Consider the following 25,646-nt stretch of genomic DNA (forward strand, 5'->3'; position numbering starts at 1 on the left):
CCTGGAGTTTCATGATGAACAGCAAACAACTCATCCTTCTTCCGGTGCTGCTCGCCGGTCTCGTGGGCGGCTGCGGTGGCGGCGGAGGAGGCGGCGGAGGCGGCGGAGACGGCGGAGGCGGCGGAGACGGCGGAGGCGGCGGAGGCGGGCAGACCGATGCACCGAGCATCAGTGCCGTGACCTCGACCGACTCGAGTTTCAGCGCTTCGGCCACGCCCCGGATGAACGAGCGGGCCTACTACCAGGTCACCGGCAGCCATCTGCCCAGCACCTTGACGCTGGCCGTGGCCGACTGCGCCAGCATGAAGGCGATCTCGACCAGCAGCACCGAGGCGCGCTTCCAGTGCATGCCCAGCAACACCGAAGGCACCAAGGCCATCACGGTCCAGGACACTTCGGGCGGCACGACGCTGTACAGCGGCTCGATCGCCGTGCTGGCCGCGACATCGCCGTTGCCCGTTCCCACCTACGGGTTCAACCTCGGCAACTCGCTGGAGGCCATCTGGGGGTATTCGTACCCGGGCCCGGCGGTGTACACGACCGCGGCCGACGCCGGGTTCAACGCGGTCCGCGTGCCCTGCGCCTGGGATTCGAATGCCGACCCGGTCACCCACAAGATCGCTCCGGCCTACATGGCCCAGGTCAAGCTGGCGGTGGACCGGAGCATCGCCGCGGGCATGCATGTCTTCATCAACGTCCACTGGGACGGCGGATGGCTGGACAGCCATATCGGGGACAGCGCCGACCCGGCCGTCGTCGAGAAGATCAAGTCCTACTGGACGCAGATCGCCACCGAGTTCGCGGCGTATGACAACCGCCTGCTCTTCGCCGCGGCGAACGAACCCGATATCCACAGCCTGGCCCAGATGCGCACCCTGGTGGCGTACTACCAGACCTTCGTCGACACGGTCCGTGCCGCGGGCGGCAAGAACACCAACCGCTGGCTGGTGCTGCAAGGCGGGGGTGATACCTCGTGGTTCACCACCCTGCCGTCCGACACGACCCCGGGCCGCCTGATGGTGGAGTACCACAACTACACGCCTTCCCTGTTCACCATCATCCATGATGACCAGTCGTGGGGAAAGGCGATCTGGTTCTGGGGGCCGGCCTACCACTACGCCGGGAACCCGGAGCGCAACGCCACCTTCGGCGAAGAGGGCGCCATCGACTCCGGCTTCCAGCAGCTGAAGGAGCAGTTCGTCGACAAGGGCATCCCGGTGCTGGTCGGCGAATTCCAGGCGGCCGGGACGCCGAACCTGACCGGCGATGCCAAGGCCTGGAACACGGCTTCGACGCTGTACTGGAACAAGTACCTCGTCGATTCGGCCCACGCCCACGGCCTGAGCCCGTTCTACTGGAGCACGCCCGATGCGCCGTTCGACTACGGCACCGGCGCCATCAACAACACGGAGCTCGTTTCCGTGTTGACCGGCGGCATCGCTCCTCCGCCGCCGAACGGTGCCCCCTATGCGGTGACGGGCCTGACCGCGACCGCCGCCGGCACGGGTCAGGTCAAGCTGAGCTGGAAGGCCGTCGACGGCGCCACCAGCTACAGCCTGTACCGCACTTCGCGATCCGGCTTCGAGCCCGCCACGCCGTCGGTCAGCGGCATCACCGGCACGTCCTACAACGACACCGGCCTGAATGACGGGACGACCTACTACTACCAGGTGGTGGCGGTCAACGGCTCCGGGCCGTCCGGCTTTTCGACCGAGGTCCACGCGGCCACGACTGGCGTCAATCCTGATCCCGCGAAATTCTCGTTCGAGACCGATACCCAGCCCTGGTCGGCGAGCGGCGATCAGATCGCGGGGCTCGCGACATCCACCGCACAGCACTACGCCGGCCAGCGGTCGATGGCCGTGAACTTCAACGGCACCACGGCCGGCCAATCGTCGGTGGATCTGTCTGGTGCGGTCGTGCCGGCCGGCGCCACGGTGACCTTCCACGTCTGGGTGCCGGCGGGTCACCAGGTCAGCTCCATCGAGGCCTACCTGCAGGACTACAACTGGGCCTGGACCTCCAACTGGTACGGCAGCTTCACGGCCGGCGCCTGGAACACGCTCACGGTCAAGGTGCCCTCGGACGGCACCCCGCCGTTGCAGCGGCTGGGCCTGAAGATCTCGACCGGCGCGGCCTGGACAGGCACCCTCTACGTCGACTCGATCGACTGGACCGTGCCATGAGCGTCGGCAGGCGGCTGCTGGCCCTCGTGCTGGCCCTGTGCGCTGCAGGCAGCGGCTGGGCTGGCCAACGCGAACGCTTGTCGCTGGACAGCGGCTGGCTGTTCCACCTGGGCGACGTGGCTGCGCCGGCGATCAAGGGCCATGGCATGAGCTATGGCAGCGCCAAGGCGGGCAACGCCGGCGGCGCGGCGGCGAACGACTTCGACGACTCGTCCTGGCGCCGGCTGGACCTGCCACACGACTGGGCGGTCGAGGGCCCGTTCGACAAGAACGAGAACGCGTCGCAGGGTTACCGGCCGCGGGGCATCGCCTGGTACCGGCGCTACGTGCAGCTGCAGCCCGAAGACCGCGGCCGCCACATCGAGCTGCAGTTCGACGCCATCGCCACCCACAGCACGGTCTGGGTCAACGGCATCCTGGTCAACCGCAACTGGTCGGGCTACAACGGCCGCTCCATCGACATCACGCCCCACGTCCGATACGGCGAGGACGTGAACACCATCGCCGTCCGGGTGGACGCCGATGCCCAGGAGGGCTGGTGGTACGAAGGTGCCGGCATGTACCGCCACGCCTGGCTGGTCAAGCGCGACGCGCTGCACATCGCCACCGATGGCGTGCATGCGAACCCGGTGAAGGTCCATGACCGCTGGACCGTGCCGGTGGAGGTGACGCTGGAAAGCAGCGCCAAGGCCGCACGCGAGGCGGTGGTCGAGGTCACGCTGGTCGATCCCGCCGGCGCCGTGGTGGGACGGGGCCGTGCGCCGGCGCGTGTGGCGGCCCTCGACTCGGCCGTGGCGCGACTGAAGCTCGAGGTGCCCAAGCCGAAGTTGTGGTCCCTGCAGCAGCCCCAGCTGTACCGGGTGCGCGCCGTGCTGCGCGATTCGAGTGGCGAACTCGACAGCGCCGAGCTGCACACCGGCTTTCGCACCCTTCGCTTCGATGCCGACCGCGGCTTCTTCCTCAACGGGCAGTCGGTGAAGCTGCAGGGCGTGGCGATCCACCAGGACCATGCCGGCGTCGGCGTGGCCGTGCCCGATTCGATCTGGGAGTTCCGCCTTCGCCAGTTGAAGGAGATGGGCGTCAACACGATCCGCTTCGCGCACAACGCGCCGGCCGCCGAGGTGCTGGACCTGGCGGACCGCATGGGCCTGCTCGTGATGGACGAGAACCGCAACTTCAACACCTCGCCCGAGGTCCTGGAGCAGCTGAAATGGCTGGTGCGGCGCGACCGCAACCGCCCGAGCGTGATCCTGTGGTCGATGTTCAACGAGGAGCCGCTGCAGGGCACCGAGCCCGGCTACGAAATGACGCGCCGGATGGTGGCCGAAGTGAAGAAGCTGGACCCGACGCGCCCCGTCACGGCGGCGATGCACGACGGCATCTTCGGCGACGTCAACGCCACGCAGGCGGTGGACGTGGCCGGCCTGAACTACCAGGCCTGGGCCTACGACCGCTTCCACCAGCTGAATCCCAGGCTGCCCATGTTGAGCACCGAGGACACCTCGGCCTACATGACGCGCGGGGCCTTCACGAGCGACCAGAAGGCGCAGGTCCTGAACAGCTACGACGAGGAGCCCTCGAGCTGGGGAGCCACCCACCGCAAGGCGTGGCGCGCCATTGCCGACCGGCCCTTCATGGCGGGCGGTGCGGTCTGGACCGGCCTCGACTACCGCGGCGAGCCCACGCCCTTCGAATGGCCCAGCGCCGGCTCTTTCTTCGGCGCGATGGACCTGTGTGCCTTCCCGAAGACGGCGTTCTGGATCCACCAGGCGCACTGGATCCGGGACCGCCCCATCGTCAAGCTGGTGCCGCACTGGAACTGGGCCGGGCGCGAAGGCCAGGCCGTCAAGGTGATGGTGGCGACGAATGCGCCGCGCGTGCGGCTGCTGCTCAACGGCCAGGCGGTCGGCGAACGCGATGTCGACCCGATCGACATGGTGAGCTTCGACGTTCCCTACGCACCGGGGCGGCTTGAGGCGGTGGCGCTGCGCAACGGTGCCGAGGTCGGCCGCGATGCGGTGGAAACCAGCGGCGAGCCGGCGCGGCTGGTGCTCACGCCGGACCGCAGCGCGCTGGCCGGCGATGGCCGGGACGCGGTGCCGGTGACCGTGAGCGCGGTGGATTCGAAGGGCCGGCCGGTACCCACCACCGATGCGCTGGTGCGTTTCCACGTCGAAGGGGCGGGCAGCCTCATCGGCGTGGGCAACGGCGACCCGAATTCGCACGAGTCCGAGAAGGCCGGCGAGCGCCACCTGTTCAACGGCCTGGCGCAGGTCATCCTGCAGACGCAGCGGGCCGGCCGCGGGGCACTGACGCTGCGCGCCACCTCGCCCGGCCTGCAGGATGCGGTGGTGGTGCTCGACGTGCAATCCGTGCCGCAGCCGCCGGCCGTTGCGCCGGCGCAGGCCTTCGCCAAGGTCGGCGGCTGGCGCATCTCGCCGGCCCAGGCCGAGCGACCCGACCCTCGCATGGCGCCGGGCCACGGCGACATGAACACCTGGGGCTGGGGCGAGCCGCCGGTGAAGCAGGCTCCCGAGGACCTGGCGTGGCGCGTGTACCGCGCTTCGTTCGGCCTGCGCGCCGATCGCAACGACGGTCGCGGGCAGATCGTCTTCCGCGAGATCGCCGGCCAGGCCGAGGTCTGGGCCGAGGGCCTCAAGCTGGGCGAGAAGACCGACCCAGCGCCCGGCCCGCTGACGGTGACGATCCCGCAAGGGCCGGGTTGGCGCACGCTCAACGTGCTGGTCCGTTCGCAGCGGGGGCAGGTCTCGGGTCTGCTGGGCCGCGTGGTGGTGGAGCCCGGCGTGCGCTGAGGCGCAGAAGCCCCCACGCGTGCGCCGCCGCGCACTCACCGGCGGCCGTGCGCGATGACTCCGTTGGAACTCGGTAACGACTTTCCGGCGGCTTCCGGGCAGAGTGCGCGGCAACGCCTTGGCGCTGCGGCGAGGACGGCCCGAATCGGGCACGTCGCCGCAAAGCGTCTGCAAGCCCTTCCCAGGGTGGGGCTGAAGGCGGGCCGTACGACCCGCACGAGCCGGAAGATGCGTTCTCCCCGGCTCGGCGCCAAGGCCGCCGAAGGCCGTCTCCTCGCCGCGACCGGACTCGTTGCCCTTGTGGCCGATCCGCTGATTCCATCAACCACGCCAGTCGATGCTGAACCGAATTGCCATCTTCGTTCTCGCCCTGCTCACCGCGACGGGGGCCTGGGCCGGCCCGCGCGAGCGACTTTCGCTCGACGAGGGCTGGCGCTTCCTGCAAGGCGACGTGCCGCTGCCTTCGATCAAGGGCCACGGGGCCAGCTACGCCAACGCGCAGACCGGCCAGGCCGACGGGCCGAGGAACACCGACTTCGACGATTCGCAGTGGCGACGCGTGAAGCTGCCGCACGACTGGGCGGTGGAAGGTCCGTTCGATGCCGACCAGAACCGCGGGCAGGGCTACCGGCCGCGCGGCATCGGCTGGTACCGGCGCTACTTCGCGCTGCCCACGTCGGACATCGGGCGCCACGTCGAGCTGCAGTTCGACGCCATCGCCACGCACAGCACCGTCTGGGTCAATGGCGTCGTCGTCAACCGCAACTGGTCCGGCTACAACGGCCGCTACATCGACATCACGCCCTACCTGCGCTACGGCGAGGAGGTGAACACCATCGCCGTGCGCGTCGACGCCGAGGTGATGGAAGGCTGGTGGTACGAAGGCGCCGGCATCTACCGCCACGCCTGGCTGGTCAAGCGCGACCCGGTGCACATCGCCACCGACGGCATCCACGCCAACCCCGTCCTGAAAGACAGGCGCTGGACACTGCCGGTGGCCGTCGAGGTGGAGAGCAGCGCCGAAGCGGCGCGCAACGCAGTGCTCGACGTGACCTTGCTGGACCCGGCCGGAGCCGAGGTGGCCAGGGGCCGGGCGCCGGTGCAGGTCGGCGCGCTGGGCAAGGCGAGTGCGCGGCTGGAGCTCGCGGTGCGCAACCCGCGGCTGTGGTCGGTGGACAAGCCCGAGCTGTATAGCGTGCGGGCGGTGCTGCGTGAAGGCAGCAAGGAGCTCGACAGCGCCGAGGTCCACACCGGATTCCGCACGATCCGCTTCGATGCCGAACGCGGCTTCTTCCTGAACGAGCAGCCGATGAAGCTGCAGGGCGTGGCCATCCACCAGGACCACGCCGGCGTCGGCGTGGCGGTGCCCGATTCGATCTGGGAGTACCGCCTGCGGCAGCTGAAGGCCATCGGCGTCAACGCCATCCGCTTCGCCCACAACGCACCCGCGGCCGAGGTGCTGGACCTGTGCGACCGCCTGGGCCTGCTCGTCATGGACGAGAACCGCAACTTCAACCCGTCGGCCGACTACCTGCCGCAGCTGCAATGGCTGGTGCGGCGCGACCGCAACCGCCCGAGCGTGATCCTCTGGTCGCTCTTCAACGAGGAGGCGCTGCAAGGATCGCGTGCCGGCTACGAGATCGCGCGCCGCATGGCGGCAGCGGTGAAGGCGCTCGACCCGACGCGCCCGGTCACCGGCGCCATGCACCACAGCCTGTTCAACGAGAAGAACGCCGCGCAGGTGCTGGACGTGGCCGGCATCAACTACCAGGTCTGGGAGTACGACCACTTCCACAAGGAGTTCCCGAACAAGCCGGTCTTCAGCTCCGAGGACACCTCGGCCCTCATGTCGCGTGGCGAGTACAAGACCGACTGGAACCAGCACCTGATCGCCAGCTACGACGACGACGCGGTGGGGTGGGGCAAGACGCAGCGCGAGGCGTGGAAAGAGATCAACGAGCGTCCTTTCATGGCCGGCGGCTTCGCGTGGACCGGCCTGGATTACCGGGGCGAGCCCACGCCGCACAACTGGCCCAGCGTCAGCTCGTTCTTCGGCATCCTGGACCTGTGCGCCTTCCCGAAGAACGCGGCCTGGTTCCGCCAGGCGCTGTGGCTGAAGGACCGCACGGTCGTCAAGCTGATGCCGCACTGGAACTGGCCCGGCCGTGAAGGCCAGGACGTGCTGGTGCGGGTGGCCACCAACGCGCCGCGGGTGCGCCTGCTGCTGAACGGCAAGGCCATCGGCGAGAAGGAGGTGGCCCGCTACGACATGGTCAGCTTCCAGGTGCCCTACGCCCCCGGCAAGCTGGAAGTCGTCGCCTTGCGCGACGGCACCGAGATCGGGCGGGACAGCGTCGAGACCAGTGGCGCCCCGGCGCGCCTCGTGCTGACGCCGGACCGCCAAGCGCTCGCCGGCAACGGGCAGGACGCGGTGCCGGTGACGGTGAGCGCGGTCGATGCGCAGGGCCGCCCGGTGCCCACCGCCAACCTGCTGGTGCGCTTCGAGACCGAAGGCGCCGGCGAGATCATCGGCGTCGGCAATGGCGACCCCAACTCGCACGAATCCGAGAAGGCCCCCGAGCGCAAGCTCTACAACGGCCTGGCGCAGCTCATCGTGCAAAGCCGGAGCGCGGGCCAGGGCGCGCTGAAGCTGCGCGCGAGGGCCGAGGGCCTTCAGGGCGCCGAGGTGGCGCTGAACATGCAGGCCGGGGCGATCCCTTCGCTGCCCGAGGCCCAGCCGGTGGTCAAGGTGGCGCCCTGGCGCATCTCGCCCCCGCAGGCCGGGCGGCCCGACCCCAACCTCATGCTCGCCGACAACGACATGAACAGCTGGGGCTGGGGCGAGCCGCCGCTGAGGCAGGTGCCCGAAGCATCGAACTGGCGCACCTACCGCACGCCGCTGAACCTGCGCGCCGACCGCAACGACGGCCGCGCCCGCCTGGTGTTCCGCGAGATCGCCGGCCGGGCCGAGGTGTGGATCGACGGCGTGAAGGTGGGCGAGAAGACCTCGCCCGAGCCGGGCCCGCTGGCGCTGCCGCTGGCCAAGGGCGCGCCCGGCCGCACGCTGACCGTGCTGGTCCAGTCGCAGCAGGGCCAGGCGTCGGGGCTGCTCGGCCCGGTGGTGGTGGAGCCCGGAGCGCCGTGAAGGCAAGGGCGTTGTGGCGTGCATTGGCGGTTGCGGCGTGTGCGGCAGCAGCGTGCGCGCACGCCGAGACCGTGACCGTCAGGGATGCCCGCTCCCTGGCCGCGGCGTTGCAGCAGGCGCGGGTCGATCACCGCATCCGGCGCATCGAACTCGCCACCGGCGCCTATGAACTGACGGCACCGGTCCTCATCGACGAAAGGCTGTCGGGCACGGCCGACGAGCCCTTCGAGCTGGCCGCGGCGCCCGGTGCCCAGGCCGTGTTGAAGGGTTCGACGCGCCTGCCTGCGCTGCGCTGGCAGCCGTGGAAGCCAGGCATCTGGCGCGCCCGTCACGCGGGTCCGTCGTTCCAGCGCCTGTGGCTGGGGCAGCAGATGCTGGTGCGCGCCCGATATCCGGACGAGGACCGCGCGAAGCCCGGGTTCGGCGGCGCCGCCGATGCCACGGCGCCGGAGCGCGTCGCGCGCTGGCACGACCCCGAAGGCGCTGTGCTGCATGCCTTGCACGGCAACCGCTGGGGCGGCGTGCAGGTGCCCATCCTGGGCAAGAAGGCCGATGGCAGCCTCGTCTATGGCGCGCAAGTCGGCAACAACCGCGTGATGCCCCCGAGCGAGAGCGATCGCTATGTCGAGAACGTGCTCGAGGAGCTGGACGCGCCTGGCGAATGGTTCCACGACCGGCGCCAGGGCTGGCTCTATTTCAAGCCGCTGTCCGGTGGGCGTCCGCCGGCCGGCGGTTTCCGGGCCGGCCGGCAGGAGGTGTTGGTCCGCATCGAGGGCCACGCTGCGCAGGTGCAGCACGTGCGCCTCCGCGATCTGGTGTTCCAGGACACCGAGCCCACCTTCCTCAAGGCGACGGAGCCGCTGCTGCGATCCGATTGGAAGTTCTACCGCGCGGGCGCGGTGACGATCGAGAACGCGGCCGACGTGCGGGTCGAAGGCTCGAACTTCGCCGACCTGGGCGGCCACGCGGTGGTGGTCAGCGGCCGAGCGCGGCAAGTGGTGATCTCCGGCAATCACATCCATGACATCGGCGGTTCGGGGGTGGCCTTCGTGGGCCGGCCGCAGGCCGTCCGGTCGCCGCTGTTCGAGTACCACGAGCACCTCGAACTGGCCGACATCGACCGCACGCCCGGCCCGAAGTCAGACGCCTATCCGAGGGACTCGGAAGCCGCGGACAACCTGATCCACGACATCGGCCGGATCGACAGGCAGGCCGCCGGGGTGCAGATCGCGATGGCCGCGCGAATCACGGTCGACCACAACAGCATCTACCGCGTGCCGCGGGCCGGCATCAACATCGGCGACGGCACCTGGGGCGGCCACCGCATCACCCACAACGACATCTTCGACACCGTGCTGCTGAGCGGCGACCACGGCGCCTTCAACAGCTGGGGCCGCGATCGCTACTGGCACCCGGATCGCGCCGAGATGGACCGCCGGGTGGCGGCGCATCCGGACCTGCCGACGCTCGATGCCGTCGAGCCCATCGTGATGAAGCACAACCGCCTGCGTTGCGACCACGGCTGGGACATCGACCTGGACGACGGCGCCTCGAACTACGTGATCGAGGACAACCTGCTGCTGGCCGGCGGCCTGAAGCTGCGAGAAGGCTTCGCCCGCATCGTGCGCAACAACATCCTCGTCAACGGCAGCTTTCATCCGCATGTGTGGTTCGACGGCAGCGGCGATGTGTTCGAGTCCAACCTCGTCATGGGGCCGCACCAGCCGGTCGACATCAAGCGCTGGGGCCGCAGCGTGAACCGCAACCTGTTCGTGTCCGGGGCCGACCTGATGGACGCGCAGGCCCGCGGCACGGATGCGGATTCCGTGGCGGGCGATGCGAGCTTCGCTGCCCCGGGCCGGGGCGACTACACCGTCACCCACATGGCGCTGGCCGCCCGGATCGGCTTCGTCAACTTCGACATGGCCGACTTCGGCGTGCGGTCGGCGTGGCTGAAGGCGTTGGCATTGCGGCCGGCCTTCCCTATGCCGGCGCTGCGCATCCAGGGGATGCCACGGGAGGCCGCTGTCACGCTGCAAGGGCTCATGCTCAAGTCGGTCGAGACCCTGGGCGAGCAGTCGGCGGCCGGCCTGCCTTCCGTGGCCGGCGTGCTCGTGCTGGCCGTCGCGCCCGACAGCCCTGGCGAGGCGGCCGGCTTCAAGCCGCGCGACGCGATCGTGGGGCGGGCGGTGCAGGCGGGGGCCGAGCCCATCGCCGATGTGGCCTCGTTGCGGGCGCTGCTGTCCTCGGGACAGGCCCTCGACCTCGTCGTCGTTCGTGACCAGGCGCGGATCGCCCTGCGGTGGCCGGCCGGTGCCGGGGGCCGGCCATGACCCGCGGGATGAACCCGGCCCCAAGTGACGAGAGGCTTGGATTGGTCTGACCGGATGGGGGAGAATCCCCGTTGGCGGACGCTCCTGACCCGACGGGAGGGGCGCCGATGGGGAGATTGGTCTGACCAAAACAGAATTGAACTCGCCGGCGGGGCGACACACGATGATCTCTACGAAACGAATGGGTGCGGCGCTCCTGGTGGGCGGCCTTCCCTGCCTGGCCTTCGGGACCGAGTTCAACCTGGTGGAACAGGTGGCCGAAGGCGGCGCTGCGGTGCTCGTCACGCTGGGGCTGTCGATCCTGTTCCTGGCCGTGACGCTGGAGCGCTTGCTGCACCTGCGCACCCGCGCCGTGGTGCCGGGCGACCTGGTGGCGCGCGTGCAGCCGCTGTGGACGGCGCATCAGTTCGCCGAGCTCGAGAAGCTGCTGGCCGACGACGACAGCACGCTGGCGCGCGTGATCGCGTGGATGGTCGCGCATCGCCATCAGCCGTACGCCGTCATCAGCAGTGCCGCCGCCGACATCGCATCGATGGAGCTGCGCCAGCACCAGCAGAAGGCCTATGCGCTGGCCATCGTCGCCACCGTCGCGCCCATCGTCGGCCTGCTCGGCACGGTGCTGGGCATGATCGACGCCTTCCATGTCATCGCCTACTCTGAGGGCATGGGCAATCCCGCCTTGCTGGCGGGCGGCATCTCGAAGGCGCTGGTCAACACGGCCGCCGGCCTGACGGTGGCCCTGCCCGCGCTGGGCATGCACCACTTCTTCAAGCACCGCCTGGCGACGCTGGGCCTGGCGCTGGAAAGGCAGGTCAATGCGCTGATCAACCAACGCTTCCTGCCCCAGCCGGAAACGCCGGCCCTGAGGGTGGTCCAGCATGCGCATTGACCTGGGCGAGGACGAGCAGCCGGAGATCGGCCTGATCGCGTTGATCGACTGCATCTTCTTCCTGCTGATGTTCTTCATGGTGGCGACCTCGTTCAAGCAGCCGGTCGGCGAGAAGCCGCAGAAGGAACTGCCGGTCACCTTGCCCGCCGCGCAGATGAGCCTGGATCGCGTGGGTGCGGGCGCGCCGCCCCTGACGGTGGGCGTCGACAAGCACGGGAAGCTGTATGTGGACGGCAGCAGGGTTTCGGTGCAGGAGCTGCACGATCGCCTCAAGCAGGAGGCGGCCAGCCATCCCGGCCGCCCGATCCGCATCGATGGCGATGAGATGGCGCGCTACCAGGACATCGTGCATGTGCTGGACCTGTGCCAGTTCGAGGGCTTCACCAAGATCTCCATGCACACCCGCCAATGAAGCCGCCCGTGCCAGGCTTTCCGCTGCTGATGCCGATCGCGGCGGCGGCCACGCAGGTCGCGCGTCGGCCTTACTTGTCGGCATCCGTGCTCGTCCATGCCGCGCTGCTGGCGCTGCTCTACTACTTCGGCAGCTACCAGCTCGAGCTGCGCGAGCAGGAGGAGGAAGTCGCTTCCAGCCTGCGTGCCACCAGCCAGGCCAGCGCGGCCAAGCGCCTGCAGGACCTGCAGACCATCAAGCAGTTGCTGCAGAAATCGGCCGACCGGGTCGATCCCCAGCACGAGCCCGGCCCGGCCCCTGCTGCGGTGCCGCAGACGCCCGAGCAGATGCTCGAGCAGGCGCGCGAGCTGTCCAGGGAGATCGACGCGCTCGACCAGGAGATCCGGGCCGAGGAACTGACCCGGCTGACGGGCGTGCCCCAGCCGCCGCCGGCGGCCGATCCACCGCCGGCCGCGGTGCCACGGGCGCCCGTGGCGGAAGCAGGGGCGGCGAGCGCCAACGCCGCCCCGCAGGCGAATGGGCCGCAAGCGCAGGCCCAGGCCGAGGAGAGGGCGGCCAGCGAGATGGCCGAGCTCGAAGCCAAGGCGCGGGCCACGCTGGCGAAGCGGCAGCAGCGCCTGGAGGCCAAGGCGAACGGGGTCCAGGTCGAGGGTGACAAGACTGGCACGGGCGGGGAAGGCGCCGGGAACCGTACGGGGGCCCAGGCCGACGGAAGCCGAACGGGGGCCCAGGCCGACGGAAGCCGAACGGGGGCCCAGGCCGACGGAAGCCGAACGGCGGCCCAGGCCGCCGAGGGCCGCCAAGCGGGCTCGACAGTGAGCGCCGAGATCGCCGACTTCATGGGTGCCGGCGACGGTGCCGAACGGACCTCGTCGTCGAAGAATTACTCCGGCTCCGACTTCTTCGACCGCGGCAGGAGCCAGATTCCACCGGTGGATGCCAAGAGCCTGGTGCTCGGGCGCGGACGCATGCTCGGCGCGGGCGGGGAGTATGCCAACCGCGTCTACCTGAACAGCTGGTACCTCATCGGGCCCTTCGCCGGCCGCCATGAGGCGGGCCTGTTCGACAACCCCTCGTACCCGCCCGAGAAGGCCGTGCTGCTGGACGCGGTGTACTACGGCAAGGACAAGCGCCTGGTCAAGTGGCGCTACGTGACCTCGCAGAGCTATCCGTTGGTCCCGCCCGACATGGTCGAGGATTCGGTCTACTACGGCTACACCGAGGTGCTGGTCGACGAGGCTTGCGACCTGACCGCCTGGATAGGCGCGGACGACGACGTCCAGGTCTACCTGAACGACCGCCTCGTCTGGAAGGGCGGCAACGTCAACAAGCAGTCCTACTTCGATGCCGTCTTCAACAGCGGGGCGGCCTATCTGCGCGACTACAACCGGACCGAGGGCCGGCGCGTCCTGCACTTCGACAAGGGTCGCAACAGGATCTTCTTCAAGCTGTCCAACGGACCCAACGCCGCCTACTTGTCGATGGTGCTGACGCGCTAGATCCGACCGCCGCCGGTTGACCATCCGCCGTGGACAGCGGCTCGTAGCGGGTCTTCGCTGATGGCATTGGTCTGACCGCTTGGCAAAATAGCTGATATTGGCCTGACCAAAAATCCATCAAGAGCCCGATGAAACTCAAGCGAACCCTCCTGTCACTCGCGCTGGTGCTCGCCGCGCTGAGCCCGCTCGCCGCCCGCGCCCAGAGCGCCGACGGCCGCACCGACTGGCCCGGCGCGGGCCAGCTCTTCGTCGGCACGAACTACCAGCCCTTCGACCGCACGCGGGAGCAGGTCCCGCGCGACATCGAGCGCATGAAGCAGGCCGGGATGAAGGTCGTGCGCATGGGCGACCTGGCGTGGGACGCGTTCGAGCCGGCCGAGGGCAAGTTCGACTTCAAGACCTTCGACTGGGTCATGGACCAGATGGCCGCCGCGGGCCTGAAGGTCATCATGGACATCCCGGGCCAGCCGGCGCCGATCTGGTTGCACAAGAAGTACCCGGGCGTCGACATCGTCAACGAGAAGGGCAACCGGCTCGAGCCGGTCGAGCGCTACATGGACGACACCAGCGACCCGGACTACCGGCGCCTGCTGGTGCGCCTGGCCGACACGATGACCAGGCGCTATGCGAAGCACCCCGCGCTGTTCGCCATCGGCTACAACAACGAGAGCGGCAACGGCATGGTCTCGTACTCCGAGGCCGACCGGCTGCGCTTCATCGGCTGGCTGAAGAAGAAGTACGGCACGGTCGAGGCGCTGAACAAGGCCTGGGCCACGCAACGCTGGTCGCGCCACCTGAACACCTGGGACGAGGTGCGCCTGCCCAACATCGAAGGCCCCGGTCCCTACGAGCGCTACCTCGACATGCGCCGCTTCTGGTCGGCGCAGACCATCGAGGTGCTGGATTCGCTGGAGGCGGTGCGCAGGAAGAACGTGCCCGACAAGCCTGCCATCTCCAACCTGTGGGACAGCGCCTGGCGCAAGGGCTTCGACTACCTGGCCACCTACCGCCAGTACACGAGCTACGGCGCGATGGGCTTCTATCCCGGCGACCCGCTGGGCGCGGCCTTCGAATCGACCATGATGCGCGCCGGCATGAACGCGCCGATCTGGTTCAACGAGTTCACCGCCGGCGGTCCCGGCTACTACGGCAGCAAGGGCCGCTCGCGCATGTGGGCCCACTTCGGGCTGCTGATGGGCGCCCAGGCGGTGATGCCCTGGACCTGGCACAGCCACCACGGCGGGGAGGAGCAGGCTCTGTTCGGCCTCATCGACCATGACGACCGCGCCTCGTGGAAGCTCGACGAGTTCGCGACCGTCGCGAAGGAGTTCGCGACGCTGGAGAAGCTGGGCTTCCCGCGCTTGCAGAAACCGCAGGTGGCCATCGCGTACGCGTTCGACAACGTCATCGCGACCAACCTGCCCAAGGAGGGCATCTCCAACACGGTCCGGCCCTACATCAACCCGGGCTACATGAAGCAGGCCCACAACGCCTACCAGCCGCTGTTCACTGACAACATCGACGTCGCGGTGATCCACATCGGCCACGAGGACCTGAGCCGCTACAAGCTGGTGATCGTGCCTGGCATGTACCTGCTCGATTCGGCCTCGACGGCCAACCTGCGCAAGTTCGTCGCCGAGGGCGGCACGGCCATCATGACCGCGCAGTCGGCCAAGGTGAACGACCACAACCAATGGCATGACACGCCGCTGCCCGGCGGCCTGACGGACGTCTTCGGGCTGCGCACCAACGCCTTCTACGACGCGGGCAAGCTGCAGACGACGATCGCCGGCGAGGCGGTCCAGGCCGAGCTGGGCCAGTTCGAGGTGCTGGAGCCTTCCACCGCCGAGGTGCTGGCGCGCTTCACCAATGTCGATGGCCAGTCGCCCGCCATCACGGTCAACCGCTTCGGCAAGGGCCGGGCGATCTACGTCGCGACGCCTGCGCAGCCCCAGGTGATGCGGCCGCTGTACAAGCAGCTCTATGCGAGCCTCGGCCTGGAGCCGGGGCCCAGGACGCCGGAGGGCGTCTACGCCAGAGTCGTCGACGGTCGCGTGCTCTACGTGAACACCACGGGCGACGCCAAGGACGTGGCGATCGAAGGCGCGATGAAGGGCGTCCTCTCCGGCAAGACCTGGACGGGCACGCTGCGGCTGGACCCGCTGGGGGCCGACCTGCTGCAACGATGAACCGGCTCCAACCCACCATGAAAAACGCAGACTTCCCTTCCCGCGATGTCCCGGCCGACTCGGGCCGACGAGAGTGGCTCTCGTCCGGCCTGGCCCTGGCAGGCAGCACTCTTGTCACATCCTCCGCCTGGGCCCAGGCTTCGCCCACTTCGCCGTCGGCCGGCGAGGTGCTGCCCAGCGGCCTGGATGCCGCGGGTCAGCTTCAGACGCTGCCCGTCCCGCTCGCTGAAGGCTTCGGCTGGCAGCGCGTGGCGGGCGGCGTGCAGTTCCGGGCCGGCGCCATCACCAAGAGCGTGATCTTCTACGGCGCGGCCGTGGCCCGCGTCTGCGCCCATAGGGGACGCAGCCACACCAGCCAGCCCAGCCTGGTCGTGGTCGCGAAGCCGCAAGCGCTTGCGCTGCAGGTGAGCGAAGCCGCCGACCAGCTGACGATCCAGAGCCCGGCGCTGCGCATCGTGGTGGACAAGCGCTCCGGCGCGCTGGCCTTCCATCGCCTCGACGGTGCGGTGCTGCTGCGCGAACGCGAGGCGGCCGGGATCGAGGAAGTGCAGATGGCCGGCGAACCCACCTACGCCATCGACCAGTCCTTTGCGCTCTCGCCCGACGAATCGCTCTACGGCCTGGGCCAGTACGACGACAAGTACATGGACTACCGCGGCCGCGACGTGCTGATGGTGCAGACCAACATCGGCATCGTCGTGCCCTTCATGATGTCCACGCGGCGCTGGGGCCTGCTGTGGGACGTGTATTCCAAGGGCACCTTCGCCGACCGGCCCGAAGGCGCCCGCTTCCGCTTCGAGAGCGCACCCGCCGGGGTGGATTACTACTTCGTCGCCGGCGGGTCGATGGACGAAGTGGCCGCCGGCTACCGCCACCTCACCGGCGCGGCGCCCATGCTGCCGCGCTCGGCCTTCGGCCTGTTCATGAGCAAGGAGCGCTACCCCACGCAGCAGCGGCTGCTGGAGGTGGTGCGGCGCTTCCGCGAGGAGCGCTTCCCGCTCGACTGGATAGTGCAGGACTGGCAGTACTGGGGCGGTGACAAGGACGGCACCTGGAGCGGCATGGTCTGGAACCGCGAGCGTTTCCCCGACCCCGTCGCCCTGACCCGCACCCTGCACGAAGACCTGCACGCCAAGCTGCTGATCTCGATCTGGCCCTCGGTGGGCAACGACACCGCCCTTGCCCATGAGCTCGACGCCAAGGGCCTGCGCTTCGAGCCGCTGCACTGGATCTCGGGCCGCGCCCGCATCTACGACGCCTTCAGCGAAGAAGGCCGCGCGATCTACTTCAAGCACGTCAAGAAGGGCCTGCTCGACGCGGGTGTCGACGGCCTGTGGATGGACGGCACCGAGGTCGAGGTGGGCGGTGCGTGCCACGACCCGGCGCAGGTGGAGGCCGACATCAAGCGCCTGGGCCGCAACGCCATGGGCGACTTCTCGCGCTACCTCAACGTCTACAGCCTGCTGACGACGCGCGGCGTGTACGAGGGCCAGCGCGCCAGCTCCGACAAGCGGGTGTTCACGCTCACCCGCTCGGCCTGGGCGGGCCAGCAGCGCTACGCCGCGCTCCCGTGGTCAGGCGACACCACTGCGAGCTGGGCCACGCTGCGCATGCAGATCGCCGGCGGCTTGAACGTGGCGATGGCCGGGCTGCCCTACTGGACGCAGGACACCGGCGGCTTCTTCGTCAACGCCCCCGGTGGCGAGCGCGACCCGGCCTGGCGCGAGCTGTTCGCGCGCTGGAACCAGTTCGCGGTGTTCAACCCGGTCTATCGCATCCACGGCACCTCGGTCGAGCGCGAGCCCTACGTCTTCAAGACCCTGGACCCGCCCATGTACCGCTCGCTGCTGCGGGCCGCCCGCTTGCGCTACCAGCTGCTGCCCTATGTCTACAGCCTGGGCTGGCGAACCACGCACGAGGGCTACACGATGATGCGTGGCCTGGCGATGGACTTCCCCGACCAGTTGGCGCTGCGCCGGGTCGATGACACCTACATGTTCGGCCCGGCCTTCCTGGTGCAGCCGATCACGCGGCCTATGCTGCATGCCGAGTTGCCGCCGGCTTCCACCGTGCCCACCTCGCAGCTGCGCACGCCCGAGGGCCAGCCGGGACTGGCGCTCGAGTACTTCGACGGCGTGAAATTCGACAAGCCCGCCAGCCGCACGGTGGACACCGTGGTCGATCACCGCTGGCCGGGCCCGCCGCTGGCCAACCCGCCGCCGGGGCTGGACCAGCTGGAGCGCTTCTCGGCGCGCTGGCAGGGCGAGCTGGTGGCCATCGAGAGCGGCGAGCATGAGATCGGCGTCGAGGGCGACGATGGCTTCCGCCTCTGGCTGGACGACCGGCTGGTGGTCGAGGACTGGGCTGAAGCCGGCGCACGCTGGCGCAGCACGCGCATCACGCTGCGCGCCGGCCAGGCGGTGCGCCTGCGCATCGACTACTTCCAGGCCGGCGGCGGCCGGGTGCTGCGGCTGGGCTGGCGCCCGCCCTCCGAGCTGCGCACGCTCGCCGCCCGCAAGCTGGACCCGCGCCAGGCCACGCTGCTGCCGGCCGGCAGCGACTGGTACGACTTCTGGACCGGCCGGCGCCACGCCGGCGGCCGCAGCGTCGCGCGCGCCTACGCGATCGATGAATTCCCGTTGTTCGTTCGCGCCGGATCCGTCGTGCCCTTCGGCCCGGTGGTCCAGTTCACGGACGAGCAGCCGGACGCGCCGTACGAGATCCGCATCTACCCCGGCGCCGACGCCCGCTTCACGCTCTACGAGGACGACGGTGCGACCTACCGCTACGAAGCCGGCGAACACGCGACCGTCGAGCTCGCCTGGGACCAGGGCCGTCGCACGCTGCGCATTGCTGCGCGCGAGGGCCGCTTTCCCGGCATGACGGTGCAGCGCACGCTGCGCGTCCGCTTGATGGCAGCATCGCCAGGCGGCCGAGACACAGACAAGATGGTGCGCTACACCGGCGCACCGGTGGACGTGCGATTCGAGCCCTGAAACCCGAGACACCCCAGGAGACCTGCATGAAGAACCATCCCCTGCATTTGCTGGCCGCCGCGATCGTCGGCCTGTCGTCGTTCGCGGCGCAGGCCCAGGTGGTCGGCGTGAGCTGGTCGAACTTCCAGGAAGAGCGCTGGAAGACCGACGAGAAGGCCATCAAGGACCAGCTGGCCAAGGCCGGCGCGAGCTACGTCAGCGCCGATGCCGGCGGCTCGCCCGAGAAGCAGATCGGCGACATCGACAGCCTGATCGCCAAGGGCGCGAAGGCGCTGATCGTGCTGGCGATGGACAAGGACGCGATCCTGCCGGCGCTGGCCAAGGCCAAGGCGCGCAACATCCCGGTCATCGCCTACGACCGCCTGATCGAGGCCCCCGGCGTCTTCTACATCACCTTCGACAACAAGGAGGTGGGCCGCATGCAGGCGCGCGGCGTCTTCGCGGTGAAGCCCAAGGGCAACTACGTGATGATCAAGGGCTCCCCGACCGACCCCAACGCCGATTTCCTGCGCGCAGGGCAGCAGGAGGTGCTCGACGCCGCGATCAAGAAAGGCGACATCAAGATCGTCGGCGAGGAGTACACCGATGGCTGGAAGCCTGAAGTCGCGCAGCGCAACATGGAGCAGATCCTCACCCGCAACGGCGGCAAGGTCGACGCGGTGGTCGCCTCCAACGACGGCACCGCCGGCGGCGTGATCGCGGCGCTGTCGGCGCGTGGCCTGAAGGGCGTGCCGGTGTCGGGCCAGGACGGCGACCATGCCGCGCTCAACCGCGTCGCGCTGGGCACACAGACGGTCTCTGTCTGGAAGGATGCGCGCGACCTCGGCCGGGAGGCGGCATCGGCCGCGCTGGCCATGGCGGGCGGCAAGCCGGTGCCGGGCGCGGTGAAGTGGTCGGGCGGCGAGAAGAAGCTGACGCTGGACGCCATGTTCCTCAAGGCCGTGCCCATCACCCGGGCCAACCTCGATGTGGTGATCAACGCCGGCCACATCACCAAGGCCGAAGCCTGCAAGGGCGTGAACCCGGCGGACGCGCCACCGGCCTGCAAGTGAAGCAATGCTGAAGCAATTTCAAATCAGTTCGCTGGACTTGCGCCTGTCGATCATGGCGGGCGTGTTGCTGGTCATGGCCCTGGTGTTCCACCTGGCCAGCGGCCAGTTCATCACGGCCGAGAACCTCTACAACATCGCCCAGCAGACGGCGGTCGTCGGCATCATCGCGGCCGCGATGGCGCTGGTGATCGTGGCGCGGCAGATCGACCTGTCGGTGGGTTCCGCGCTCGGCCTGGTGGGCGTGCTGATCGCCTGGCTGATGTACACCAAGGGCTGGCACTGGGTGCCGGCCAGCCTGGCCGGGCTGGCCGTCGCGCTGGCGGTGGGGCTGTACCAGGGCTGGCTGATCGCGGGGCTCGGCGTCGCCTCCTTCGTGGTCACCCTGGGCGGGCTGATGTCGCTGCGCGGGGCGGCCTTCCTGGTCGCCTCCGGCAAGACCCAGCCGGTCACCGACCCGCTGTTCCTGATGCTGGGCGGCGGCCTGGACGGAGCCATCGGCCCGCTCCCGAGCCTGGTGCTGGCGCTGGCGCTGTCGGCATGGCTCACCTTCCGTATGCTGCTGCGAAGAGGGCAGCAACGCACGCACGGGCTCACGCCGCGGGCCCTCTGGTTCGACGTGGCGGTGACGTTCGCGCTGTGTGCAGCAGCGATGGGTTTCGCGCTGGCGATGAACGCCTACCGCATAGGCGACAAGCCCGAGGGGCAGGGCATCCCGGTGCCCGTGCTGGTGTGGGCGGTGGTGGTGATGGTGGTGTCGTTCATCGTGAATCGGACGCGGTTCGGCCGCTATGTCTACGCCATAGGCGGCAACCCGGAGGCCGCGCTGCTGGTCGGCATCCCGGTGCGGCGGGTGATGCTGCAGCTGTTCCTGCTGCTGTCCGCGCTGGTCACAGTGGCGGCCATCGTTGCGGTGGCGCGGTTGAATGCGGGCACCAACTCGCTGGGCACCAACCAGGAGCTGTACGTCATCGCCGCGGCGGTGATCGGCGGCGTGGCGTTGTCCGGCGGCAGCGGCACGGTGCTCGGCACCGTGCTGGGCGCCCTGGTGATCCAGTTCCTCGAAAGCGGGCTGCTGCTGCTGGACGTGGACATCGGCTGGCGAATGGTCATCGTGGGCCAGGTGCTGATCGCGGCGGTCGTCTTCGACGTGCTGTATCGGCGCGCGACCGGGGAGCGTGTGGCATGAATGCGCTCGTGTCCATGAAGGGTGTGTCCAAAGCGTTCGGCGGCGTGCACGCCGTGGAGAACGCCAGCCTGGCCGTCCATCCCGGCGAAGTGCTGGCGCTGCTGGGCCACAACGGCGCCGGCAAGTCGACGCTGATGAAGGTGCTGGCCGGCGCGTTCGCGCACGACGCGGGCGAGATCCGCATCGACGGCCGCCCGGTGGAGATGCGCTCGCCGGTGGATTCGCAGGCACTCGGCATCGAGACCATCTACCAGACGCTCGCGCTGGCCGACAACCTCGACGCAGTGAGCAACCTGTTCCTCGGCCGCGAGCTGCTCACGCGCTACGGCACGCTGGACGACTACGCGATGGAGACGGCAGCGCGCGCCGTGTTCAAGCGCCTCAATCCGAACTTCCAGAACATCCGCGTGCCGGTGCGATCGCTCTCGGGCGGCCAGCGGCAGGTGGTGGCGATCTCTCGTGCCCTGTACTTCAACGCCCGCGTGCTGATCATGGACGAGCCCTGCGCAGCCCTCGGCCCGGAGGAGACGCGCATGGTGCACGACCTGGTGAGGACGCTGAAGGCCCAGGGCGTCGGCATCATCCTCATCTCGCACGACATGCCGGATGTGTTCGCGCTCAGCGACCGCCTTTGCGTGATGAAGAACGGCCGCACCATCGGCACCTACCGCACCGGTGACGTGGACGAGGAGGCGGTGCTGGGGATGATCATCGCCGGCCGGCTGCCGCCGGGCGTGGCGCCTTGCGCGCGGATGGAAGCAGCGTAGGCCGAACTGGCCTGGTGCCCTTGCGAGGGCTCCAGGCCGCTTGCCCGGTGAGCCCTGCGCCGTCGGGCCAACCACCAACGGAAAAGAAGGACGAGATGAAGAGCATCGTTGTGCGCGGCACCGCCGTGGTCATGGCACTGGCCTGTTCACCGCTTGGGGCGCTGGCGCAGGTCCAGCCCGCTGACGGACCGCGCATCAGCATCGCCGCGGATCAGGTCAAGGCCCGCATCAGCCCCATGCTCTACGGCCTGATGACCGAAGAGATCAACTTCGCCTATGAAGGCGGCCTCTACGGTGAACTGATCCGCAACCGCAGCTTCAAGGCCGAGGGGGGCTACGCCTACCGGATCGAAGAGCCGGTGTACTGGTCTGCCCTGGGCGATGCGCGGATCGCGCTGGACAGGAACGTCAAGCTCAACGACGCCCTGGACCTGAGCCTGCTGGTCGACGCCAGCAGCGCTTCGGCGCAGCATCCGGCCGGCGTTTCGAACCCCGGCTACTGGGGCATCCCGGTGATGCCGGAGACGACCTACACCGCGTCCTTCTATGCCCGCGCCGAGGGCGAGGCCGGACCCATCACGGTCGCATTGGCCGGAAAGGAGGGCCGTGTCATCACCTCCGCGACGGTCAACGGGGTGGGTCGGGAGTGGAAGAAGTTCGAGCTGAAGCTCGTGACCGGCCGGCTCGAAGCGTCGAAGGACAACGTCTTCACGCTCACGACGACGCGGCCGGGCAAGCTTTGGCTGCAGCAGGTGTCGCTGTTCCGCCCGACCTACAAGAACCGCCCCAACGGCAACCGGTCCGACCTGATGGAGATGCTGGCCGCGCTGAAGCCGAGGTTCCTGCGCTTCCCGGGCGGCAACTACGTCGAAGGCGATACCTTCGACCAGCGCTTCCAGTGGAAGAAGACCATAGGCGACGTCGCCCAGCGCCCCGGCCACCGCAGCCCCTGGAACTACTGGTCCACCGACGGTTTCGGCATGCTGGAGTTCCTGCTCTGGTGCGAGGAGCTGAACATGGAGCCGCTGCTCGGCGTCTTCGCCGGCTATGCCCTGCAGGGCGAGCGCCTGTCCTCGCCCGAGGACCTGGCGCCCTACGTCCAGGAGGCTCTGGACCAGATCGAGTACATCGTCGGCGACACCAGCACGAAGTGGGGCGCGCAGCGTGCGAAGGATGGCCACCCGGCACCCTTCGCGCTGCGCTACGTGGAGATCGGCAACGAGGACTTCTTCGACAAGAGCGGCTCCTACGACCAGCGCTTCGCGATCTTCTACCGGGCCATCAAGGCCAGGTACCCGCAGCTGCAGCTCATCTCCACGATGGGCAGGGAATCCACGCCTTCGCAACGGCCCGAGCTGGTCGACGAGCACACCTACGCCTGGGGCGAGGCGCAGATGTACGAGCACCTGAACGACTACGACAAGCGCCCGCGCACGGACCCGAAGATCTTCGTCGGCGAGTGGGCCACCCACCAGGGGTGGCCGATGCCCAACATGAAGGCCGCGATCGCCGATGCGGCCTACCTGGCCAGCCTGGAGCGCAATGCCGACCATGTGGTGATGGCGGCCTATGCGCCGCTGCTGGCCAACCTCAGCCACGTCGGCGGCCCCAGCCGCGACAACTCCTTGCAGTGGGCCACCAACCTGATCGGCTACGACGCGCTCAAGGCCTACGGCACGCCGTCGTACTACGTGCAGAAGATGTTCGTCGAGGCGCTCGGCGACGTGGTGCTCGACAGCCGAGGCACGGGCGTGCCGGACTGGACGAGCAACGACAACAAGACCTTCCCCGCGCTGCACTGGGTGGCGACGCGCACCGAGAAGACCGGCCGCATCCAGCTCAAGCTCGCGAGCCGCGCCAGCACGCCGCAGGACGTGCGCATCTCGCTGACGGGCCTGAAGAGCGTGGCGCCGACCGGCAAGCTCACAACGCTCTCGTCGCCCGACGGCGATGCCGGCAACAGCCTCGACAACCCGACGCGCATCGTGCCGCAGGCACGTGAGGTCAAGGGCCTGGGGCGCGAGTTCACCCTCACCGTGCCGGCGTACTCGGTGTCGGTGCTCGAGCTGGACGCGAAGTAGGGCGGCCGTGAATAGTGCGCGGCCGACGCCGTTGCCACGCTTGCGTCATCGATTCGTGACTTTGCGGTAACTACTTGAAGAAGGCCCCCCTCCTAGCATGGCTCGTCACCGATCGCGAGAGCGTCGGTTCGAACCAGGGAGTGTGGTTCTTGAGTATCAAGGCGTCGCCTTTGAAGGGTTGCTGCACCATGACAGACCGAGCTCGTTCATCCAGAACGTGTATCTCCCGGCCTTTGATGTTCGCTCTGTCGAGCGCCATCCTTTCCCTGGCAGGCTCAGCTGCCTTGGCGGCCGTCGGTGACGGCGGCCTGGCCGACCCCAACATCACGTTCGTGGGGCGCTGGGATCAGAGCAGCAGCACCCAGTACACGAGCCACTGGGACGGGGCCTACCTGACGACCCGGTTCACGGGCCGGAACGTGGCGGTCAAGCTGGCTGCGGGGACGGGTTTCAGGGCCGTGATCGATGGCGGGCCGGCGGTGAAGGTCTGGGGCTGGACCGGCAGTGCGGTCCCGCTGACTTCCACGGCGCTGGCGAACGACGGCCCGCACACGCTTCAGATCATCGCCGACTACGACACCACCGAAGTGCAGTTCCAGGGGCTGGTGCTGGACCCGGGCGCGACCACCCTGCCGATGACCGGGTCCCGGCCGTTGGTCGAGTTCATCGGGGACTCCATCACCGCCGGGCAAGGGTCGAGCGAATGGGCCACCACCGACTATGCATGGCTCACGGGCGAGGCATTGGGTGCCCTGCATACGCAGATCGCGAGGGCGGGCATCACGCTGACCGACGGGTTCCACTATTCGAACAACACCTGGCCCGGCATGGAGTCGATGTACTTCAGGGCCTGGGTCCCCGACCGTTGCGGCAACCCCCAGTGCATCCCTGACGCCACCCACCCTGCCGTGCCGGCGTGGGACTTCTCGAAGTACAGCCCCAAGCTGGTTGTCGTCAACCTGGGCACCAACGACTGGAATCTCGGCGTGCCCAACAGCCAGTTCCAGAGCGAGTACACCAGCTTCCTCGCCAACGTGCGCGCCAAGCATCCTGGCGCGGAGATCTTCGTGCTGCGCACGTTCAACGGCTACCTCGTCCCGGAGACGCAGGCCGCGGTGACTGCGCGGGTCAATGCCGGTGACACCAAGCTGCACTACGTCGACACCTCGGGCTGGCTGCTCCCGCACCCGTCCTCGGATTTCACCGATGGTTTCCATCCGAACGACACCGGCTACCGGAAGGTCAAGGACCGGCTCGTTCCCATCCTGCAGCCGTACCTCAGCACGGCGGTGTCGGTCAACGACCCGCAGTTCCGATACGACAACACGGCGAACTGGCCCTACGGTTCGCAGGGCGGCGCTTACCAGGGCGACAACCACTGGTCGAACGTCCCCAACGCGGCCTACGAGGTGCCGTTCAGTGGAACGCAGATCAAGCTCCATGGGGGACGCGCACCGCAGCACGGCATCGCGGCCGTCTCCATCGACGGAGGGGCTGAGACGAACGTCGACACCTACTCCGCCACCCGAGCCGACGGCGTCTTGCTGTGGAGCAGCCCGGTGCTCGCGGCCGGCATCCATTCGCTGAAGGTGCGGGTCACGGGCATGAAGAACCCCAGCGCCGCGGGAACGTATGTCACGGCGGATCGGGTCGACATCGTCAACGGCGGCCTGAACCTGCTGAAGAACCCGGGCTTCGAAAGCGGCCTGACGGGTTGGTCCACCTGGCCGGTGTCGGCCCCGCAGGCCTATAGCGATGTCTGGGGCCCGCGGTCCGGCGCGACCAACCTGGTGCACTGGAGCGCCAGCCCCTACCAGGTCGCCAGCTATCAAACCTTCACCGGCCTGGCCAATGGCCTGTACACCGCCCGAGCGTGGGTGAAAGGCAGCGGGGGGCAGCAGTTGTACGTCAAGAACTTCGGCGGCGCCCAGCAGACCGCCACGCTCGCCCCTTTGGACAGCTATACCGAGCTCGTCATCCGCAACGTGAATGTCACCAACGGCTACGCCGAGGTCGGTCTCTGGACCGACGACCCGTCGGGCGGCCAATGGATGATTGCGGACGACGTATCGTTCTATAAGCAATAGCCCGCTGCACC

14 protein-coding genes are annotated in these 25,646 nt (G+C 68.8%); all 14 read left to right on the plus strand.

All coding sequences use genetic code 11. From position 1 onward, the window contains the following. The first annotated feature begins 14 nt into the window (after window positions 1-14). The 14 genes from ACS5PM_RS04500 to ACS5PM_RS04565 all read left to right on the plus strand — a co-directional run bounded on the left by ACS5PM_RS04500 (window position 15) and on the right by ACS5PM_RS04565 (window position 25,635). Window positions 15-2,186, plus strand: a complete 2,172-nt coding sequence (locus ACS5PM_RS04500) for a glycoside hydrolase family 5 protein (RefSeq protein ID WP_439385906.1) — start codon at window positions 15-17, stop codon at window positions 2,184-2,186. Then, window positions 2,183-4,999: a beta-galactosidase GalA gene (gene galA / locus ACS5PM_RS04505; RefSeq protein WP_439385908.1), complete on the plus strand. Its 2,817-nt coding sequence runs from the start codon at window positions 2,183-2,185 to the stop codon at window positions 4,997-4,999. Before ACS5PM_RS04500 ends, galA (ACS5PM_RS04505) begins: the two co-directional genes overlap by 4 nt. Before the next feature lie 337 nt (window positions 5,000-5,336). Continuing rightward, entirely contained in the window at window positions 5,337-8,144 is a 2,808-nt protein-coding gene (gene galA, locus ACS5PM_RS04510) for a beta-galactosidase GalA (RefSeq protein WP_439385911.1), read from the plus strand. Between the two features lie 71 nt (window positions 8,145-8,215). Beyond that, window positions 8,216-10,477, plus strand: a complete 2,262-nt coding sequence (locus ACS5PM_RS04515; protein ID WP_439385913.1) for a right-handed parallel beta-helix repeat-containing protein — start codon at window positions 8,216-8,218, stop codon at window positions 10,475-10,477. A gap of 181 nt (window positions 10,478-10,658) precedes the next feature. Beyond that, window positions 10,659-11,366 carry a MotA/TolQ/ExbB proton channel family protein gene (locus ACS5PM_RS04520; protein WP_439385915.1) on the plus strand — a complete coding sequence of 236 codons (708 nt, stop codon included), beginning with the start codon at window positions 10,659-10,661 and terminating at the stop codon, window positions 11,364-11,366. Continuing rightward, window positions 11,356-11,778, plus strand: a complete 423-nt coding sequence (locus ACS5PM_RS04525) for an ExbD/TolR family protein (protein WP_439385917.1) — start codon at window positions 11,356-11,358, stop codon at window positions 11,776-11,778. Before ACS5PM_RS04520 ends, ACS5PM_RS04525 begins: the two co-directional genes overlap by 11 nt. Before the next feature lie 8 nt (window positions 11,779-11,786). After that, window positions 11,787-13,277, plus strand: a complete 1,491-nt coding sequence (locus ACS5PM_RS04530) for a hypothetical protein (RefSeq protein ID WP_439385919.1) — start codon at window positions 11,787-11,789, stop codon at window positions 13,275-13,277. Window positions 13,278-13,405: 128 nt separating this feature from the next. Beyond that, window positions 13,406-15,466, plus strand: a complete 2,061-nt coding sequence (locus ACS5PM_RS04535) for a beta-galactosidase (RefSeq protein WP_439385921.1) — start codon at window positions 13,406-13,408, stop codon at window positions 15,464-15,466. 17 nt (window positions 15,467-15,483) lie between these two features. After that, window positions 15,484-18,462, plus strand: a complete 2,979-nt coding sequence (locus ACS5PM_RS04540) for a glycoside hydrolase family 31 protein (RefSeq protein WP_439385923.1) — start codon at window positions 15,484-15,486, stop codon at window positions 18,460-18,462. Between the two features lie 26 nt (window positions 18,463-18,488). Further along, window positions 18,489-19,514 carry a D-xylose ABC transporter substrate-binding protein gene (gene xylF, locus ACS5PM_RS04545; RefSeq protein ID WP_439385925.1) on the plus strand — a complete coding sequence of 342 codons (1,026 nt, stop codon included), beginning with the start codon at window positions 18,489-18,491 and terminating at the stop codon, window positions 19,512-19,514. A 4-nt stretch (window positions 19,515-19,518) separates the two neighbouring features. Continuing rightward, entirely contained in the window at window positions 19,519-20,700 is a 1,182-nt protein-coding gene (locus ACS5PM_RS04550; RefSeq protein ID WP_439385927.1) for a sugar ABC transporter permease, read from the plus strand. After that, window positions 20,697-21,467 (plus strand): ATP-binding cassette domain-containing protein, encoded by a 771-nt coding sequence (locus ACS5PM_RS04555; protein ID WP_439385930.1) that lies wholly within the window; start codon window positions 20,697-20,699, stop codon window positions 21,465-21,467. The genes ACS5PM_RS04550 and ACS5PM_RS04555 overlap by 4 nt, the downstream gene beginning before the upstream one ends. Window positions 21,468-21,562: 95 nt before the next feature. Further along, a complete protein-coding gene (locus ACS5PM_RS04560) occupies window positions 21,563-23,548 on the plus strand; it encodes an alpha-L-arabinofuranosidase family protein (protein WP_439385931.1) in 1,986 nt (661 codons plus the stop codon). A gap of 284 nt (window positions 23,549-23,832) precedes the next feature. Next, window positions 23,833-25,635: a GDSL-type esterase/lipase family protein gene (locus ACS5PM_RS04565; RefSeq protein ID WP_439385933.1), complete on the plus strand. Its 1,803-nt coding sequence runs from the start codon at window positions 23,833-23,835 to the stop codon at window positions 25,633-25,635. Window positions 25,636-25,646: the final 11 nt, after the last annotated feature.

The organism is Ideonella flava (genome assembly GCF_051857595.1).
Lineage (GTDB): Bacteria > Pseudomonadota > Gammaproteobacteria > Burkholderiales > Burkholderiaceae_C > Ideonella.

Coding starts and splice junctions, on each gene's coding strand:
- ACS5PM_RS04500 (WP_439385906.1), top strand. CDS start 15: ATGAACAGCAAACAACTCATCCTTCTTCCGGTGCTGCTCGCCGGTCTC.
- galA (WP_439385908.1), top strand. CDS start 2,183: ATGAGCGTCGGCAGGCGGCTGCTGGCCCTCGTGCTGGCCCTGTGCGCT.
- galA (WP_439385911.1), top strand. CDS start 5,337: ATGCTGAACCGAATTGCCATCTTCGTTCTCGCCCTGCTCACCGCGACG.
- ACS5PM_RS04520 (WP_439385915.1), top strand. CDS start 10,659: ATGGGTGCGGCGCTCCTGGTGGGCGGCCTTCCCTGCCTGGCCTTCGGG.
- ACS5PM_RS04525 (WP_439385917.1), top strand. CDS start 11,356: ATGCGCATTGACCTGGGCGAGGACGAGCAGCCGGAGATCGGCCTGATC.
- ACS5PM_RS04535 (WP_439385921.1), top strand. CDS start 13,406: ATGAAACTCAAGCGAACCCTCCTGTCACTCGCGCTGGTGCTCGCCGCG.
- ACS5PM_RS04540 (WP_439385923.1), top strand. CDS start 15,484: ATGAAAAACGCAGACTTCCCTTCCCGCGATGTCCCGGCCGACTCGGGC.
- xylF (WP_439385925.1), top strand. CDS start 18,489: ATGAAGAACCATCCCCTGCATTTGCTGGCCGCCGCGATCGTCGGCCTG.
- ACS5PM_RS04550 (WP_439385927.1), top strand. CDS start 19,519: ATGCTGAAGCAATTTCAAATCAGTTCGCTGGACTTGCGCCTGTCGATC.
- ACS5PM_RS04555 (WP_439385930.1), top strand. CDS start 20,697: ATGAATGCGCTCGTGTCCATGAAGGGTGTGTCCAAAGCGTTCGGCGGC.
- ACS5PM_RS04560 (WP_439385931.1), top strand. CDS start 21,563: ATGAAGAGCATCGTTGTGCGCGGCACCGCCGTGGTCATGGCACTGGCC.